Annotated in this window: 14 protein-coding genes; 5 read left to right on the forward strand and 9 right to left on the reverse strand. The window is 65.1% G+C overall.

The window, feature by feature from the left end; all coding sequences use genetic code 11:
- Positions 1 to 14: 14 nt before the first annotated feature.
- Positions 15 to 1,190: an MFS transporter gene (locus tag M1R55_RS05900; RefSeq protein WP_249393766.1), complete on the reverse strand. Its 1,176-nt coding sequence runs from the start codon at positions 1,188 to 1,190 to the stop codon at positions 15 to 17.
- A gap of 185 nt (positions 1,191 to 1,375) precedes the next feature.
- Here M1R55_RS05900 and M1R55_RS05905 point away from each other — a divergent pair, with 185 nt between their 5' ends.
- From M1R55_RS05905 to M1R55_RS05915, 3 genes are all read left to right on the forward strand, one after another.
- On the forward strand, positions 1,376 to 1,753 hold the full coding sequence (locus M1R55_RS05905) for a hypothetical protein (RefSeq protein ID WP_249393767.1): 378 nt from the start codon (positions 1,376 to 1,378) through the stop codon (positions 1,751 to 1,753).
- A 409-nt stretch (positions 1,754 to 2,162) separates the two neighbouring features.
- Complete coding sequence (locus M1R55_RS05910; protein WP_249393768.1) at positions 2,163 to 3,569, forward strand: 3' terminal RNA ribose 2'-O-methyltransferase Hen1; 1,407 nt, start codon at positions 2,163 to 2,165, stop codon at positions 3,567 to 3,569.
- Positions 3,570 to 3,572: 3 nt separating this feature from the next.
- On the forward strand, positions 3,573 to 4,583 hold the full coding sequence (locus M1R55_RS05915; protein ID WP_249393769.1) for a hypothetical protein: 1,011 nt from the start codon (positions 3,573 to 3,575) through the stop codon (positions 4,581 to 4,583).
- On the opposite strand, the gene M1R55_RS05920 is transcribed toward M1R55_RS05915, so the two are convergent.
- Together M1R55_RS05920 and M1R55_RS05925 are read right to left on the reverse strand one after the other, a co-directional pair.
- Positions 4,532 to 4,867, reverse strand: coding sequence for a YkgJ family cysteine cluster protein (locus tag M1R55_RS05920; protein ID WP_249393770.1), 336 nt, complete (start codon positions 4,865 to 4,867; stop codon positions 4,532 to 4,534). The genes M1R55_RS05915 and M1R55_RS05920 overlap by 52 nt on opposite strands.
- Positions 4,868 to 4,980: 113 nt before the next feature.
- Complete coding sequence (locus tag M1R55_RS05925) at positions 4,981 to 6,096, reverse strand: histidinol-phosphate transaminase (RefSeq protein WP_249393771.1); 1,116 nt, start codon at positions 6,094 to 6,096, stop codon at positions 4,981 to 4,983.
- 134 nt (positions 6,097 to 6,230) lie between these two features.
- Here M1R55_RS05925 and M1R55_RS05930 point away from each other — a divergent pair, with 134 nt between their 5' ends.
- Entirely contained in the window at positions 6,231 to 6,899 is a 669-nt protein-coding gene (locus tag M1R55_RS05930; RefSeq protein WP_249393772.1) for a TetR/AcrR family transcriptional regulator, read from the forward strand.
- Positions 6,900 to 7,032: 133 nt separating this feature from the next.
- A complete protein-coding gene (locus tag M1R55_RS05935; RefSeq protein WP_249393773.1) occupies positions 7,033 to 7,347 on the forward strand; it encodes a hypothetical protein in 315 nt (104 codons plus the stop codon).
- A 52-nt stretch (positions 7,348 to 7,399) separates the two neighbouring features.
- On the opposite strand, the gene M1R55_RS05940 is transcribed toward M1R55_RS05935, so the two are convergent.
- The 6 genes from M1R55_RS05940 to M1R55_RS05965 all read right to left on the reverse strand — a co-directional run bounded on the left by M1R55_RS05940 (position 7,400) and on the right by M1R55_RS05965 (position 16,732).
- Positions 7,400 to 8,047, reverse strand: coding sequence for an SRPBCC family protein (locus tag M1R55_RS05940; RefSeq protein ID WP_249393774.1), 648 nt, complete (start codon positions 8,045 to 8,047; stop codon positions 7,400 to 7,402).
- Between the two features lie 119 nt (positions 8,048 to 8,166).
- Positions 8,167 to 9,027: a neutral zinc metallopeptidase gene (locus M1R55_RS05945; protein ID WP_249393775.1), complete on the reverse strand. Its 861-nt coding sequence runs from the start codon at positions 9,025 to 9,027 to the stop codon at positions 8,167 to 8,169.
- Between the two features lie 388 nt (positions 9,028 to 9,415).
- The gene (locus tag M1R55_RS05950) at positions 9,416 to 12,856 is read right to left on the reverse strand and encodes an efflux RND transporter permease subunit (protein ID WP_249393776.1); all 3,441 of its coding nucleotides are present in this window, start codon (positions 12,854 to 12,856) and stop codon (positions 9,416 to 9,418) included.
- Positions 12,853 to 14,166: an efflux RND transporter periplasmic adaptor subunit gene (locus tag M1R55_RS05955; RefSeq protein ID WP_249393777.1), complete on the reverse strand. Its 1,314-nt coding sequence runs from the start codon at positions 14,164 to 14,166 to the stop codon at positions 12,853 to 12,855. Before M1R55_RS05955 ends, M1R55_RS05950 begins: the two co-directional genes overlap by 4 nt.
- 5 nt (positions 14,167 to 14,171) lie before the next feature.
- Complete coding sequence (locus tag M1R55_RS05960; RefSeq protein ID WP_249393778.1) at positions 14,172 to 15,239, reverse strand: TolC family protein; 1,068 nt, start codon at positions 15,237 to 15,239, stop codon at positions 14,172 to 14,174.
- Positions 15,236 to 16,732, reverse strand: a complete 1,497-nt coding sequence (locus M1R55_RS05965; RefSeq protein ID WP_249393779.1) for a TolC family protein — start codon at positions 16,730 to 16,732, stop codon at positions 15,236 to 15,238. The genes M1R55_RS05960 and M1R55_RS05965 overlap by 4 nt, the downstream gene beginning before the upstream one ends.
- Positions 16,733 to 16,768: the final 36 nt, after the last annotated feature.

Here is a 16,768-nt window from a genome sequence, read left to right on the forward strand (position 1 = left end):
GCTGTTCTTACGCCCTACAACCCACTCCTTGCTTCCGCCTTGGCCCCCAACTTGCGCCCCGGCCACAGGTAGTACGCCTCGGTCAGCACGAATACCACCGCGCCGAGGCCAAACACTCCGGCTGGGCCGGCCAGTTGCCACGCCACGCCGCCCAGAATGGGGCCAATGGCATTGCCCAAACTTTCGGTCGCCATGACGGTGCCCCACGCGGCGGCGCGGTGTCCGGTGGGCAGGGTGCGGGCCACCAATCCATTCCAACCCGCTATAAATGCGCCGTAGCCCACGCCCAAGATCAGGGCCACCAAGGGCAACCGCTGCGGCAGACCGGGCAGCGCGGCCAAAGCAAAAGCCAGTGCCAACAGCAATAATCCGGGGGCGAGGGCGCGGCGGGGGTGGCTGCGGTCTGCGAGGCGTCCGGCTAACCACAGGCTCAGCCCCAAAGTTACGCCGAAGAGGATTCCGGGCAGAATCAGAGCGGGCAGCGGCAACTCCAGCCGAGCCAGCAACGGATAAATCAGCGTGATGACCAGCCCTGGCGCGAGGGTCTGGGCAAAAGCGGCAGGCAGGAGCACCCCCACCCGCGACCAGCCCGCCCAGGGGTTCCGGGCCGTTTCCGCGCCTTCTTGCCGGGGCAGATGCAGCGGCCAGAGGGAGAGAGCCAACAGCAGGGCGGCCACCTGAACGCCCAGCAGCACCGTCCACGCGGTCTCAGGGCGGGTTTGCATCAGCGGGCCGACCAGCAAAATACCCGCCAGGATAGCCGGAGTCGCCACCAGATTGCTGACCGATAACGCCCGCGCCATGCGTTCTGGCCGCGCAAACGCCTGAGACGCGCCCATGACGCCCGGCCAGAGCGCTGCATACGCCACACCCCACAAGACCCCGCCCAGCACCAGCCACGCCGGAGAAGGCGCAAAGTGCGTGCCCGCGATGACCGCCAGGCCCAGCACCGCGCCCAAGGTCAGCAAGCGCCCCAGGCCCCAACGTTCGGTGACCAGTCCCAGCGGGCCTTTGGCGAGGGCGTCGGCCAGATAGTGCATGCCCACCATCAGCCCGATCAGGGCCGTAGAAAAACCGAGGCTGGGGCTAGCCACAGGCAGCACCGACACCACGAAGCCTGTGCGTACCAGTTCGGACGCCAGCAGCAGCGCCAAAAGTCTCCACACAGTCAGGGGGCGCGTCCAGAGCATCAGGGGCGATTGTAGCGGCATCCACCGCAGCAGGCAGATAAACGGCAGACCTCCGGTAAGGGAATAGTAATGACCATCTCGTTAGGCTGAGGCCAAGAAAGCTGCCAGTGCACTGAGCAGCGGTTGTTTATGCCAGCCGTTTCCCACACCCTCTAGATTCCCTGCGTCAAGGAGTTGCCCCGCCTATGAGTTTGTTCGATCCCATCGATTCCGATTACCAATCGTTTCTGCTTATGGAATCCGTGGTCTTTCCGCAGGTCTTGGCGCTGCCCACACATGAATACGTACCGGAAGGCGAACTGTATACCTTCTGTTTTGCCAACGGTTACGGGGCACTGGTGGTGCGCCTAAGCGGCTATACGCTGGCCGACGCCTTTGAACTGTGTGTGCTGGACTGCACGCAGCAGCCGCCCGAGCCCACCTTCTGCACACCGGTAGCCGCCAGCGTATTGCCGGGCCTGTCGCATGAAGCGGTGGCGCAGTTGTTGGTGCAGGCCGAACAGTTGCCCAGCCACCCGGCCCTGTTGCAGGCGCAAATGTCGCTGCTGGCTGAAGTTTTTTAGGGGCAATGTAGGGCGGTCTAAGGGTCTAAGGAAGGCTGGGGCAATTGCTGCGCTCATTCACCCCCTCCCAACCTCCCCCTCAAGGTGGAGGAGCTAAAAGCCACCACACCGCCGCCTCAAACCGTTCCCGCCCACATCCGTGTGAGGCCGTCGTCCACGCAGTGGGCGGGCCAATTCCATCTTAAAGATGACTGGCGATTCCGCTTCAAATGAACGATCTAGCCGAGTATGGACGCGACAAGATCAATCCTCCTCAGCGGAGCGACAAACTCCCCTGACCCCTTTGGGAGCGGGGGGTGGGGGAAGACCTAGCAGCAACTCCACAACATACGAACGCATCAGCCGCTTGGCAGAGGCGCAGGCCGCAGCAGACTGTTAGGCTGACCCGCAGAGGAGAATCGACCCCGCCGTGCTGCTGACCCTGACGCTGACCCAACCCGCTGTATCTGACGCTGCCCAAGCCGATCCCCTCCAGCCCGCTTCCGACCTCGGATTCCTGCTGCACAAGCACCCGGAGCGCGTGCAAACGCAAACGCTGTCGTTTGGTACGGCGTCGGTGTTCTATCCGCAGGTGTCGGCCCAGTGCACCACGGCGGCCCTGTTGCTGGAAGTCGATCCGGTGGCCCTGTCCCGCACGGCCCGCCCCGGCGAAGGTGCCCCACTCGAACCGTATGTGAATGACCGCCCGTATGCGTCGGGAAGCTTTCTGGCGGTGGCCCTGCGCGATGCGTTCGGCACGGCGTTTACAGGCCGCAGCAAGGATCGGCAAGCGCTGGCAGATAGGGCATTGGCCTTCTCGGTGCATCTGCCCTGCGTGACCGCACGCGGGCCGGAAGGCTTGCCAGAACGTCTGTTTGGGCCGCTGGGCTACGCGGTGCAGGCCACGCCCATTCCCCTCGACCCGCTGTATCCCGAATGGGGCGAGCGGCCTTACGTGGAGTTGAGGTTGTCAGGGCAGATCAGGCTGCGCGATCTGCTGGCCCACCTATATGTGCTGCTGCCTGTGCTGGACGGCAAACGCCACTACTTCCTGAACGAAGCCGAAGTGGACAAACTGGCACGGCACGGCACGGGCTGGCTGGACTCGCACCCGGAACGCGACCTGATTACCCGGCGCTATCTTCGCTTTGCGGCGCTGGTGCGGCAGGCCGAAGAGGGGTATTCGGAGAGCCACACGGCAGAATCAGGAGAAACCACCGCAGCTCTGCCCCGCCCTCGCCTGCACGACGAACGCCTGCAGTGGGTGGCCGAACAGGTGGCGACCAGTGGCGCGAGCACTGTCCTTGACCTTGGCTGCGGCGAAGGCAAACTGCTGCGTCTGTTGCTGGAAAGGGCTCAATTTCGGCAACTGCTGGGCATGGATGTCAGCGCCCGCGCCCTGGAGATCGCTGCCCGCCGCCTGAATCTGCGCGAACGCCCGGAACTCGCTGCCCGCGTGACACTTCTGCACGGCAGCCTCTCTTACCCCGATTCGCGCCTGAAGGGGTTTGACGCCGCCACGTTGGTCGAAGTGATAGAGCATCTGGAACCACACCAGATCGGCCCGCTGACCCGGCATGTGTTTGGGGACGCCCACCCTGGCACCGTCATCGTGACCACGCCCAACCGCGAGTACAACGCTGTGTTCGAGGATGCAGACAAGGGCATGCGACACGCCGATCACCGCTTCGAATGGACGCGGGCCGAATTTGGCGCTTGGGCAGGGGCGGCAGCCGAGGCGCACGGCTACACACTGACGCTGCACGGTTTGAGCGACACGCATCCCGACTACGGGCCGATCACGCAGGCGGCCATATTCGTGCGCCAGAAGGGGTAGAAGATGCTGCGCCATGCGACGGTGGTAGCGATGCTGACGGCAGCTTCAGCCTTGGCCCAACCTCTCCCTCCACTGAAACTGGCGGGCAGCACACCGCCCTGGGTTGCGGGCGCATCGTTCACGGCCTTACTGCCCGAAGCCGCCTTCCGCGAGTTGTACGGCGGGCGGGTAGACGGCGTGCTGGGCACCTTGCCCGGCCCCCGGCCCCCAGCAGGTGTGGGTGAACTGGTCAGCATTCCGGTGGGGCTGTTTCCCGTATCGGTGGTGTACAGCCTGCCGGAAGTGGCCCTGCGGCTAGACCTGCCGACCCTGTGCCTGATGCTGTCGGGGCGGGTGCAGGTCTGGAACCATGCGCGAGTGCGGGCGCTGAATCCGGGGGCGGCCCTGCCCAATTTACCCGTGCTGGTCAGTGCGCGGGTGACCCGCAACGGGGTGAGTTGGGCCGCCGCCGGAGCCTGCGTGAAGGCAGGCGTGTGGCCTGCCCAGTGGCTGAAATCCAACTGGGTCGCGGGCGCAAGCTTTACGCGGGCGGCGCTGGCCCCGCAGCGGGCCGACCTGATCATTCCCGGAGTACTGATGCTGCTGGGGCCGAGAGACGTGCCAGACGGCGCACAGCTGGCCCAACTACGCTCACCGGGGGGTGCCTTCGTGGGGCCGGAAGCTCTGACCTTGAGTCTTGGCCTAGGCAACGTGCCGCCGCCCTATCCGGGGTCTGGCTCTCCCCTGCCGGTTGCCCCTTTTCGGCCCCTGCCACCCGCCAGCGAAGTTGGGGCCTACCCCCTGCGCGGCGTGGTGTGGCTGAGCGTGCTGAAACAACAGGCTTACCGGGGACGCCGCGCAGCACAGGCCCAGGCCCTGCTCCGTTTGGCCGAGGAGTTGCAGGCTGGAGCGTCGGCCAGCGGGGCGGGGGGCGGGTTCGTGGGCCTGCCCCTGAACGCCCGGCCCGCCCTGCGCCTGAGTTTTCAGGGCAAAAGAGTCGCGTTAACTGCTTCTGCTTCCGCCTCTAATCCGTAGATTTGCAGAAAACGGCGGGTTCGGGCGGCCAATGTCGGCAGCGGCGCAACTTCACCGCAGACCCAATCGGGCGCGTAGTTGCGGCACACGGCGGGACGCGTGGCGTAGACGGCGCACAGGCAGCCTCTCCCCAGGCTCTCGGCCCCCAGATTCACGCACGGCACGCCCAACGGCTTGCCCAGCGCGTGAATATCCGGCGCGGCGCAGCAGGCCCCACACGCGCTGCATTCCCGCACCAGCACGGAGCGGGCGGGGTAGGGGGGGGGCGCGGTGAAAGCGTCCATAAAAACCGTAAGTGGTCAGGAGTGAGTGGTCAGTGGAACAAAAGGAACAACCTGGCCCAAGCTTCAGCTCTGTTGCTTTTTGTCATTCCCACTCACCACGGCCCACTCACCACTTACTGAATTTCTCCCACTGCCGCGATCAGCGCGTCGTTCTCTGCCGGAGTGCCTACTGCCACGCGCAGGCAGCCTTGCAGTCCGGGCAGGCGGTCTTGGCGGCGAACGACTATTCCGCGTTCCAGCAAATGACGGTAGGCGGCGTCGGCGTCGGGCGTGCGCAGCAGGAAGAAGTTGGCCTGACTGGGAATCGGCGTGCAGGTGGGGTGAGTCGACAACGCCGCCAGCATCCGCCCGCGCTCCTGCACCACCTCAGCGGCGCGGTGCTGCACGTATTCCGGGTTCTCCAGCGCCACTTCCAGCGCGGCTTGCGTCAGGCCATTGACATTGAAGGCCGACACCAGTTTTTGCAGTTGGGTCGCCAGTTGCGGGGAAGTCAGCGCGTAGCCCAGCCGCACCCCGGCCAATCCCCACGCTTTGCTGAAGGTGCGCAGGCTCAGGCGGTTGCCGCCCTCCTGCACCAGACCCCGGTAATCGGTGCCGCTGTACTGGTGGTAGGCCTCATCTATCACGACGACCCAGCCCTCGGCGGCCTCCACCACAGCCCGCACATCGGCCCCCGCGTCCGCGTATCCGGTGGGCGCGTGCGGCTGGGTCACGTACAGCACGCCGGGCGGGTTGGCTTTCAGGGCAGCCTTCAGTCCTTCTACGGGCAGCGAAAAATCGGGGTTCAGCGGCACCTGTACCAGCGTGGCTCCCAACAACTGGGCTTCCAGGGTATACACGCTAAACGTCGGGCTGACGGTCAGCACGGTCTGGTCGATGCCCGCGAGTTCGGTCAGGAGCTTGATCAGTACGTTGCTGCCCGGCGTGACCACCACACCCGCCGCGTCCCAGCCCTCGTAGGCGGCAATGGCAGCCTGCAACGTGTCGGCGTGCAGGTCGGGATAGCGGTTCCAGGGGCGGGCCAGCATCCGTTCCAGGGCCTGCGCTTTCAGTTCGGAGGGGAAATCGTAGGCGCTCTCGTTCTGATCCAGTTTGATGGGCGCGTCGATGGGCGTAAACGGGTAAGCGGGCACGTTACGCACCGCCGCCCGCACGCCGCTGGTAGATTCGGGCGGCGTCAGGTCGGTCTGAGTTGTCCCGGTTTGAGACAGGAGAGGCGTGGAAGTCATACACGGGTTTTACCATCCTGCGCCCCGCTTTGCCGTGAACTGTCCTGCCAGGGTAGATGCAGACCTAACGCCCGTTAGGTAACGCGGCGCCGTGCTACCCTGCTCCCAATGCGCCCGCCGCGTTCACAGATGCCATGACGGATTCTTCCAGCCCCCCACCAGCCCCCGCGCCACTGCCCGCCGCGCCCAACAAACCGCGCCGCGAGCAGATTCACGAGGTCGCCAGCCGCCTGTTTTCGGAGCGCGGCTATCACGCGACCTCTATGCGCGATCTTGCGGGCCAGTTGGGGATGCAGGGGGGGAGTCTGTACGCTCATATTGCTTCCAAAGATGAACTGTTGATCGGGATTGTAGACCGTGCCGCCCGGCAATTTGACGGCGCACTGTTTACCCTGCGCGGCGACCCCCTGCCCGCCCCCGAGAAAATCCGGGAAGCCATGCACCGCCATATTCGTGTGGTGGCCGACAATATGGAGAGCGCCACCGTGTTTTTTCATGAATGGAAGCACCTGTCGCCCGAAGCCTATACCCGCGTGACCAACTGGCGCGACACCATTGACGCTTTTTACCGCGATCTGGTGATTGAGGGCATCCGCGAAGGCAGCCTGCGCCCCGACCTCGACCCCAAAATGACGGCCAACCTGATCCTGTCGGCGGTAAACTGGGCCTACACGTGGTATCGCCCAGGCGGCAGCATGACCCCGCGTGACGTGGCTGAGCAGTACGCCGATATGCTGCTGACGGGCCTGCAAGCCGCGCCGATGGTGGTTGACACAGCGCCGGCCAAACTGGAGCGTCCATGAACTGGATTTCGCGGAGTGGATGCCCTGTGTGTGGGATTGATGCAGGGCAGGAATGCGGCGGAATCCAGTTTTTCTCCCTCTCGCTCCACCCCGTCAGCGTTCGGAAGGGCACCCAACCTCTACCGGAGCAACGATGAGCAACCCCACCGTCACCGTCAAAATCCGCGACGCCCTGAAGTACGCACAGGCCCGCGCCGAGAAATTCAGCCGCACCCAGCAACTGGAAATCGGCACTGATCTGTTTATCCGCATTGCCCCCGGTGGGCGGCGCTTTCTGCTGTTTTGCCTTGACGGTGAACCGGATGGGGCCAACGCCCGCGCCATTGCCGCCACACTTGGCCTGAAAGACCCGCAGTACGGCTGGCATCAGGGGGCCACGTTGCGCTCGCTGACAGTGGTAGAGGCTGGGTCGGAAGTGGTAGCGGAAGCGGCGGAGACGGAAGAGTAGATAACAAAATAGGGCAAGCACCGAAATGCCTGCCCTGTTTCAACTTCAAACCTTAGTTTTTAGGGTTGCTGCCTTCAAACGCGGCCTTGAACTTCTGCAAGTCTTCGGCAATCTGCTGGCTGGGTTCCTCACCAAACAGCTTGGCGACGGCTGCACCGAGAGGGCCAGCGGGCGGGCGGTAGCTGAGGGCCACGTGAATGCGCGTGCCACCAGTGGGCATGCTCTCAAACTGCACGCTGCCTGCGTTGTCCACGGTGGCTCCGGGCAGGCTGTGCCAGCCGATGCGCTCGCCGGGCTTGTCGTTCACGATTTCGGCTTCCCACTCGACGTGCGTGCCCAGAGGTGCCTTGGCGACCCAACGGCTGCGCTTGTCGTCCAGCACGGTCACGGTTTCCAGGTGGCTCATGATGTGGGGCAGGTTGTCCAGTTTGCGCCAGTAGTCGTAGACCTGCTGGGCGGGGCGGTCAATGACCACACTGTGCTCCACGAAAATGGGCTTGGCGGCGCTGGCGTTGCCGCTCAGGCCTGCGGCGGCCATCACGGGATCGTTGCCGGTGGCGGCGCGGTAGGCGAGGTAACCGCCCACTGCGGCCATACCCAGGCCGAGTACGCCGCGTTTTTTAAGGCCCATCAGCAGGAGTGCCCCGCCTGCCGCGCCGCTGATCATGCGGCCTTGATCCATGCCTTCAGTTTTTGTCATGTGTAAATCCTCCGTGGGTTGCAGTCTAGGTGCGCCGCCTATTGGGGCGGGTGAAGTCTTGCCCAACACAGATTAAGGCCAAGTCGGGCGAGAGGCAGTGCGGTCAGGTAAGTAGACGCTCAACTGGCCTTGAAGGTGTCGCACTGCGCCGCATCGCCGCCAGTAAAGCCGCGCTTGAACCAGGTCACGCGCTGCTGGCTGCTGCCGTGCGTAAAGCTGTCAGGTACCACGTAGCCTCGGCCTTGGCGCTGCAAGGCGTCGTCGCCGATGGCAGCAGCAGTATTCAGCGCCTGCATGATGTCGGCGTCGGTCAGGTTGGCGGCTTCAGTGCCGCGTACCTTGTTGGCCCACACGCCCGCAAAGCAGTCGGCCTGCAACTCCAGCGCCACGCTGTATCGGTTAGATTCGGCCTCGCTGCGGGCCTGACGCTGGGCGCGTTCCACCTGATCGGCGATGCCGAGTTCGTTCTGAACGTGGTGGCCGACCTCATGCGCGATCACGTAGGAGTACGCGAACTCGCCGCCGCCACCGAGCCGCTTCTGCATAGTGGCAAAAAAGCTGGTGTCCAGATAAATCTTGTTGTCCAGCGGGCAATAAAATGGCCCCACGCTGCTGTCGGCGTTGCCGCATCCACTGGTGGTGCCGCCGCTGAACAGCACGAGCGTGGGCTTGGTATACACCCGGCCCGATTGCTGAAATACTCCCGTCCAGACCTGATTGGTGCTGCCCAGAATCCGGTCTACGAACTGGAAGCTTTCATCGTCGGCAGGCGCAGAACTTTGAGTCTGAGATTGCTGCGTGGGTGCAGTTTGCGAGCCGCCGCCCAGAATGACACTGGGGTCTACGCCAAAGAACATGGCGATCAGGGCAATGACCAGACCCCCGATGCCGCCCACCGCGATGCCGCCCCCCGGCAGGCCACCGCCGCCCCGCCGATCCTGCACTCCGCCCCCACTGCTCGGAAGATTTTTCCAGTCCATAACGGCGTTCTCCTTGATCTGGTTGCCGCGCACCCAAGTCCCTGCACGCACGCTGACGGCGGGGCCGGGACACCGCGCGGCTCTATGAGCGGCATTCTAGGCCGGGGGGCGGAAGAAAACGCTGACCGCGCCTTTAGGTTGGCCTTTTGGATTGAGCTGGGGAGCGGTGGGGTGGAAGTGTTGGACGGCAGAGTTGGAAGGTGAACCCCCATTGCTCCGCAACGCCCCCCCCTTGAGGGGAGGACAACTACGCTTTTGCGCTCCCCCGTCCTGCGGAGCTTTGCAAGTCAAGGGGGGCTGGCTGCGAAGCAGACTGGGGGGTCTACACACAAGCTCGAAAGCAAAACCCCCTCTCCACACAGGAAAGGGGGCCAGAGAGCTTGAATGGTCAGTCGCCCGCAGGGAGCACGCCTCCGCCCAGATCAGGCTTGGGCTGCTGCACTCTGGGTTGCGGCGGCTTGATCCGCTTGCGCTCGAATGTCCAGAAGACGGTCGGCACGACAAAGAAGGTGAGCAGGGTGGAGGTAATCACGCCGCCCAGAATCACGATGCCGAGGCCCTTGCGGAATTCTGCGCCGTCGCCCGTGCCCAAGATCAGGGGAATACTGATCACCAACACGGTCAGCGTGGTCATCAGAATCGGGCGGAAACGCAGTTCGGCGGCTTCCACCAGGGCTTCCCGCAGCGGCATGGTACGCACGCGCTCGGTCACGAATTCCAGGTACAGGATGGAGTTCTTGGTAGACAGGCCCAGCAAGATGACCATGCCCAGCACCGTGATCACGTCCAGATTGACCCGGAACAGGCTGAGCGTCCAGAGTGCGCCCACGATGGCGATGGGCACAGGCAGCAGCAGATAGATGGGGTAACGGAACGAGTTGAACTGGCTGCCCAGCACGAGGTACGTGAGCAAAATGGCCAGGATCAGGACGATGGGGCCGTAAAACACCAGGTCTCCGGTCAGGCCCGCGCTGCCGAACGCACTGGCGTTGCCCAGCGTGACGCCGCCCGTGAGCAGGCCCGCTTTCGTCACGTTGTCGATGATGGTCTGCTGGTAGCCGAAGGCGTTTGGGCCGTTCTCGATCAGGTCGATGTCGATGGTGGCGGTGTAGGCCTTGTTCAGGCGGCTGAGGGTGGCCGGAGCCTGCGACAACTGGAACGCGCCGAGTTGAGACAGCGGCAGATTGGCGTTCAGCGCCTGCGAATACACCGTCTGAGACAGGAGGCTCTGTTCATCCTGCACGAGGGCGGGGTCAAGGCGCACCACGATGTCTATAGAACGGTCTCCGTCGCGCAGGCTTCCAGCGGTGGAGCCGTCGTTGTAGGTCCGCAGGGCCTGTGCCACGTCGCTGGCACTCAGGCCGCTGCCCGCCAGACGCGCCGGATCGGGCACGAAAGTCCGCTCCTGCCGGGTGGCGCTCAGGCTGCTTTTGAGGGTCGAAATATTGGGATCCTGAGACAGCAGGCGCACGACGTCGCGGTTGCGCTGAATCAGCAGGGCCTGTGTGGGTGCAGTCAGGGCCAGCGGAATATCGGAGCTTCCGCCGGGGCCGCCCTGTGCAGCCGCCGCACGCAGTTCTGCTCCGGGGAGGGTGCTGACCGTGGGCTGGAGGTCTTTCAGGTAGCGGGCGCTGAGAATTTCGATGTTCTCGCGCTCGGCCTTGGGAATCAGGGTAATCGTGAGGCTGGAGGAATTGGCGTTGCTGCCGCCCAGCGCCCCGCCGCTGCCCACACTGGTCTGCACCAGCCGCACTTCGGGGCGGGCCAGCAGGTTCTCTTCTATCCGGCGGGTGAGGTTGTTGGTGGTGGTCAGATCGGTGCCGACAGGCAACTCCAGATCCACGGTCAGAATGCCGCTGTCGCTGGCAGGCGTGAAGGCAAAGCCCACGTTGCGCATGGCGAGCGGCACACTGAACAGGAACAGGGCGGCCACCAGCATCACGATCCAGGAACGGTCTAGCACGTGCTCCACACTGCGGGCATAGGCGCGGGCCACCCCAGTGACGGCGCGGTTGGTGATGCCGTGCAGCGTGCCCGTGAGGGCTTCCAGCACGGCGTACAGCACGGTCAGGATGTAGCGGACGACGGCCAGTACCACCGGAGCCAGCAGCACCGACAGGCCCAGCGCCACCGGAACCGGAAGCACCTGGGCCAGACCCGCGCCCGCCGCCGCACCCGCCAGCAGCAGACCAATCCAGCCCCCCACGCTGCGAATACCCAGCAAGGCGCGGCGGAACAGTTCGGGCAGGCGGGCCAGCACACGCGGCAGGTCGCGCCAGGACACGGCCTTGGTTTCTTCGGTGTAGGCCATTCGCACGGTCAGAAACAGCAGACTTTCCAGCCAACTGAGCACGATGGCGGCGGCAATGCCCAATGCAAACTGGCTAAAAAACTGGCCGATGATGCCGGGCATAAAGCTGAGCGGAATCAGCACGGCCAGCAGCGAAAAGCTGGCAGCCGTCACGGCGCTGAACACTTCCGAGCCGCCCAGCAACACCGATTTCACGCGGTCATAGCCCATGTCGCGGTAGCGCTGCACGTTCTCGGCCACCACGATGGAGTCGTCCACGACGATGCCGATGGCGACAATAATGGCCAGCAGCGAAATGATATTGAAGGTGAAGCCCAGCAAGCTGAACAGCAGCGGCGCGGCGCTGATGGAAATAGGAATCGCCAGAATGACCGCAAACGCGGCGTTGAGGCGGCCCAGGAACAGCAGGCAGATGACGCCCACCGCGCCGACAGCGATCAGGAACTCCTTGAAGGTGTCCTTGATACTGCCACGCGTTTCCAGGGTGGTGTCGTTGGCGAGGCTGAGGCTGTAGCCAGCGGGGAGTGGCTGGGCCTGCATGGCGGCCCGCACGTTGTCGGTCACGGCCACACTGTTGGTGCCGCTGGCCTTGCGAACGTCGAGCAGCACGGCGGGCTGACCGTTTACACGGGCAAAGCTGGTGCTGGCGGCCGCCCCGTCGCGGATACTGGCGACATCGGCCACACGCAGGCCCGTAGACGGATCGACGATGATCCGGCTCACGTCACCGACGCTGGTGGGGGTATTGCGGGTGGAAAACTGGGTGGTGCTGCCGCCCTGAGTAACTGTTCCAGCGGGCAAATCGAGGGCCGAGGCACTGATGGCCCCCGTAATCCGGGCGGGCGTGAGGTTGTAGTTTTGCAGGCGGGCCGGGTCGAGCAGCACCTGAATCTGGCGTTGCGGGCCACCCGACAGGCCCACGTCGGCCACGCCTTCTACACGCTCCAGGCGCGGCACCAGCGTATCTTCGGCAAAGGTGGTCACCTCACTGGGGCGGGCCGAGCCACCCAGCAGGGCCAGCGTCAGAATCGGCGTAGCGTTGGGGTCGAATTTTTGCACCACAGGCGCTTCGGTGCCGTCGGGCAAGATGCCGCGAATGGCTGCCACCGCCTGAGACACCGAGTTGGCGGCGCTGTCGATGTCCACACTGTCGGCAAAGGTGATAACAACCGCCGACTGGTTGCTGACGCTGGTCGTGTTGATGTCGATGACGCCCGCGATGGTACTCACGGCGTCCTCCACGCGGCGGCTGACTTCACGGTCGACCTGGTCGGGGTTGGCCCCCGGATAGGCCGTACTGACCGCCAGAATCGGCACCTCGAAATTGGGCAGGAGTTCCACGCCCAGGCGCAGGGTCGCCACCAGCCCGAACAGCACCAGCATCACAAAAATGCCGATAGAAAAAACGTAATTTCGGACGCTGAAACGGATGATCGGATTGATGGCCGGTTCGGGCGTGCCGTCGGGGAGGGTGCCGCGTGAGGCCAAATCTGCGCCGTCGGGGTCGTGCGTGCTCATGGGGCGTCTCCTCCGGTTGCAGCTCCTCCAGTTGCAGCCGGGGCCGTTTCTACGCGGATGCTCGCGCCGTCTTGCAGGCTGGGCGGCACCGGAGAAATGACCTGTGCGCCCGCGTCCAGCCCGCGCACCGCCACCTGACCGCCGGATTCGGCCACCACCGTGACCGTCTGCCGCTGGGCCGCTGTGCCCGCCGCGAGGTACACGGCGTTTTCTCCCCCATCGACCTGCACGGCCCCGCTGGGAATCAGGACGCCCTGCCCCAACGTGGCGCGGTAGCGGGCCTGTGCGCTGGCCCCCACCGGAAGGGCCGCGCCGCCCTGCACCCGCGCCGTAATAGGCACGAGTCGGTCTGCTCCGGCGATTCGGGGGCTGTCCTGCACGGTGGCAACATAATTGACGCCCCCATAGCCGAGATTCAGTTTGGTTCCGGCGGTCAGGGCGGCGGCGTCGGCGGTGGTGGCATTGAACTGCACTTTGATGGAGCCGGGGTCAACCAGCCTGAACACGGTGCTGCCCTGTCCCGCAAACTCTCCGACCTGCACATTCAGGCTGGCCACCGTGCCTGCAAAGGGAGCGCGAACCGCCGTGCGGGCCAGATTTTCCTCGGCCTGACGCACTCCGGCCTGTGCGCTGCTCAGTTGCGCCTGCTGAAGCGGCACGCTGCCCTGAGCATTCTGGCCGTTCTGGGATAGAGAATTGCGGGCCTGCGCCAACTGGCTCTGGGCGGTGGCCAACTGCGCCCGCGCACTCTGCAAATCGGCCAAGCTGATCCCGCCGAGTGCGTACAGGCTTTCGCTGCTCTGGGCATTTTGCTGCGCCTGAGACAGCGTGGCCTGAGCCGCCTGCACCGCCGCATTCAGCGACGTGGTGGCCTGCCCGGTGGTGGTGCGGGTCTGGTTCAGGTTGATCTGGGCCTGCTGCACCTGAAGTCGGGCATTTTCCAGGGCCTGCCGCTGCTGAGAATCGTCGAGTTGCACCACGACCTGTCCGGCGCGAACCTCCTCGCCCTCGGTGACCAGCACGCGCACCACGTTGCCGCCGCTCTGGGCCGCCACCTTGCTGTCGCGGTCAGCCTGAATGGTGGCGCTGGAGGTGCGCTGCACACTCAGGGTTCCGGTTTTGGCCGCCACCACGCGCACACTGAGGGTGGTGGTTTTGGCGGGCGCGGCGTCCAGATCGTTGCTGGTCGTTGCGGCGGCGGGTTTGGCTTCCCCTTCCGCCGCTGCCGTGTTGCCGCCGGGGGGCGTGCAGGCCACCAGCAGCGTCAGGGTCAGCAAGGTCAGGGCAAGGGGAAGACGCTTCTCTGCCATCCGGCTCACCTCACCAGTCCGGTGACATCGTTGCCCGACGCCGTAGACAGCGCCGCCAGCGCCCGCCACAGGTTGTTCTGGGCCTGAATGACGGCAAAGGCCGATTGAGAGCTTTGCACCTGTGCCTGCTGCACTTCTACGGCGGCGGCGGTTCCGGCTTTCAGGCGGGCCTGCGCCTGCGTCAGGCTGGTCTGGGCGTTGGCGGCGCTCTGGCGGGCCAGGTCTACCCGTTCCTGCGCGTCCTGAAAGCTGCGGTAGGCGTCGCGCACCTGCGTATTGGCAGCGCGGGTGGCGTCGTCCAGGCTGCGCTGCGCGTTGGCGAGGGCAGTTCGGGCGTCTTGCAGGGTGCGAACCGGGGTGTAATCGTTGTTGGCAATGCTGACCTGAAGGTTGGCGAAAGCCACGCCCTGAGCGGCCTGCACCAAGGAGGGCAGGCGTTTCTCCAGGCCCGATTGCAGGCTGGCCAGTGTCAGCGAGGGCTTGGGCGGCGCGGGCGGGGCGGTGAGCGTCAGGTCGGTGCCGGTGGGCAGGCCGAGGGTGCGGGCCAATTGCGATTCCAGTACGGGTTGCTGGGCGCGGGCATCGGCCAACTCCTGACGGTTCTGGTTCAGGCTGGTCTGGGCGCGGTTCACGTCCAGTTGGGTGGCCACGCGGGCCTGCAACCGGGCGCGGGCAATCGCCAAATTGCGCTCATCCAGCGCCACCTGGGAAGCGTTCAGTGTGACCCGTCCGGCAGCTTCAAACGCGCCCACATACTGCCCCAGTACCGTCTGAGCAATGTTCAGCTTGGTGCCGTCCAGCGTCACGGCCTGCGCCGCCGCGTCCTGCTGGGCCTGCGTCAGCGTGGTGATGATGGATGTGGGATCGGCCTGCACCGCTTTCAGGTTGGCCTGAGCCTTTTGCAAGTTGGCGCGGGCGGTGGTCACGTCGGGGCCGCTGGCCAGCGCACGGGTCACGGCACTCTGCAACGTCAGGCTGACGGCCTGGGCAGAGGCGGAAGCCGCCAGCGAGAGGCCGAGGGTCAGCAGCAGGGCGGGAAGGGAAGAGATGCGGGTGTTGATGGTACGGGTCATGGGCGGCCTCCGGTGGGCAGGGCAAGTGGGTTGGGCTGGTTTGGATTGAGTAGGGTGGGATCAAGCTCGGTACTGGCCTGTGCCAGCAGCAGCGAAGAAACGTAAGCGTTGGAGGTGGCAGCGTTCAGCGCGTTCTGGGCCTGCGCGGCGCTCAGTTCGGCCTGCGCCACATCCAGCGGGGTCACCAGTCCGGCGTCCAGGCGGGCGCGGGTGCTGGTCAGGTTGGCCTGGGCGCGCGCCAAAGCCGAGGCTGCTTCCTCTACCCGGTCAAGGGCAGTCAGCAGATCGGCGGCCTTCTGGCGCACATCCAAGTCAACGCTTTGACGGGCCGATTCCAGTGCCAGGGCTGCGGCTTGCTGGCCCACATCGGCACTGGTCAGGGCCGTGCCTTTGCCGCTGCCAAACACAGGCAGGCTGGCACTGAGGCTGAGGGCCAATCCTGTCGGCAACGCGGTGGCAGGTTCGCGCAAAGGAAAGCTGACCTGCGCCGCCGCCACGCCCGATTTGACGTTCAGGCTGCCGCCCACTGTGCGCCCCGCGCTGCCCGTCGTACTTCCCAATTGGCCGTACTGCACACCAGTGGAAACGTCAGGCAAGGAAATATCCAGTTGCGCGGCGCGTTTCTGTGCTCCGGCATCGGCCAGTTGCGCGGCGGCACGGATCACTTCGGGGCGGGCCAGCAGGGCGCGGGTCACGAGGACATCGACATCGGCGGGGGCGGCAGGTACGGGCGGCACAGCATCGAAGGCGGCAGCCGTACTGGGCAGGGTCACGCTCTGGCCCAACAGGTTTGCCAGCCCACGCGCCGCCAGATTTACGGCAGTCCGGGCCTGTGCCACCGCATTCTGGGCACTTTGCAGGCCTCCTTCGCGCTCCTGTAGGGCCAGTTCTGGAATCAGGGTGGCGGCACGCTGGGCACGGGCCACTTCCAGTTGGCGGGCGGCAAGCGCGGCCTGAACCTCGGCCAAAGCCGCACCAGCGGTGGCTTCCCGCGCCGAACCGTAGGCCCGAACTGCCTGCACCATCAGCGAAACACGGGCGTCGCGCAGGTCGGCCCCGGCGCGGTTCAGCGCGCGTTCGGCAATGCGCACGCCCTCGAAGGTGGCCGACCAGGGCAGCACACTGGCCGATATCTGTGCCGTCAGGGTGGCATTGCTCAGCCAGCTTCCCGAATCAAAAGGCACCTTGACCAGACTGGCGTCGGTGCCCACCGTAACACTCAAACCGGCACGGGCGCGGGCGCTGTCGAGGGCCAGTTGCGCCGAGCGGTACTGCAAATCGGCGCTGCGCCAGCCCGGAGAAGCCCGCACCAGCGTCAGCGTTTGCGCGAGGGTCAGCGTGGGGGCAGTCGGAGCCGTGGGGCCAGTGGGAGCGGTTGGAGCAGCAGCGGGGGCAGCTTCAGTCGGGGCAGGAGGAGGGGCGATCTGGGCATGCGCGTCGGGCAGACCCACCAGCAGCGTCACAGACAACAAAACAGTTAGAGAAAATCGCATAGAAACAGGCAACCTCAAGGGGGACAGGGAGGAGGA

The organism is Deinococcus sp. QL22, from assembly GCF_023370075.1.
Taxonomy (GTDB): Bacteria; Deinococcota; Deinococci; order Deinococcales; family Deinococcaceae; genus Deinococcus.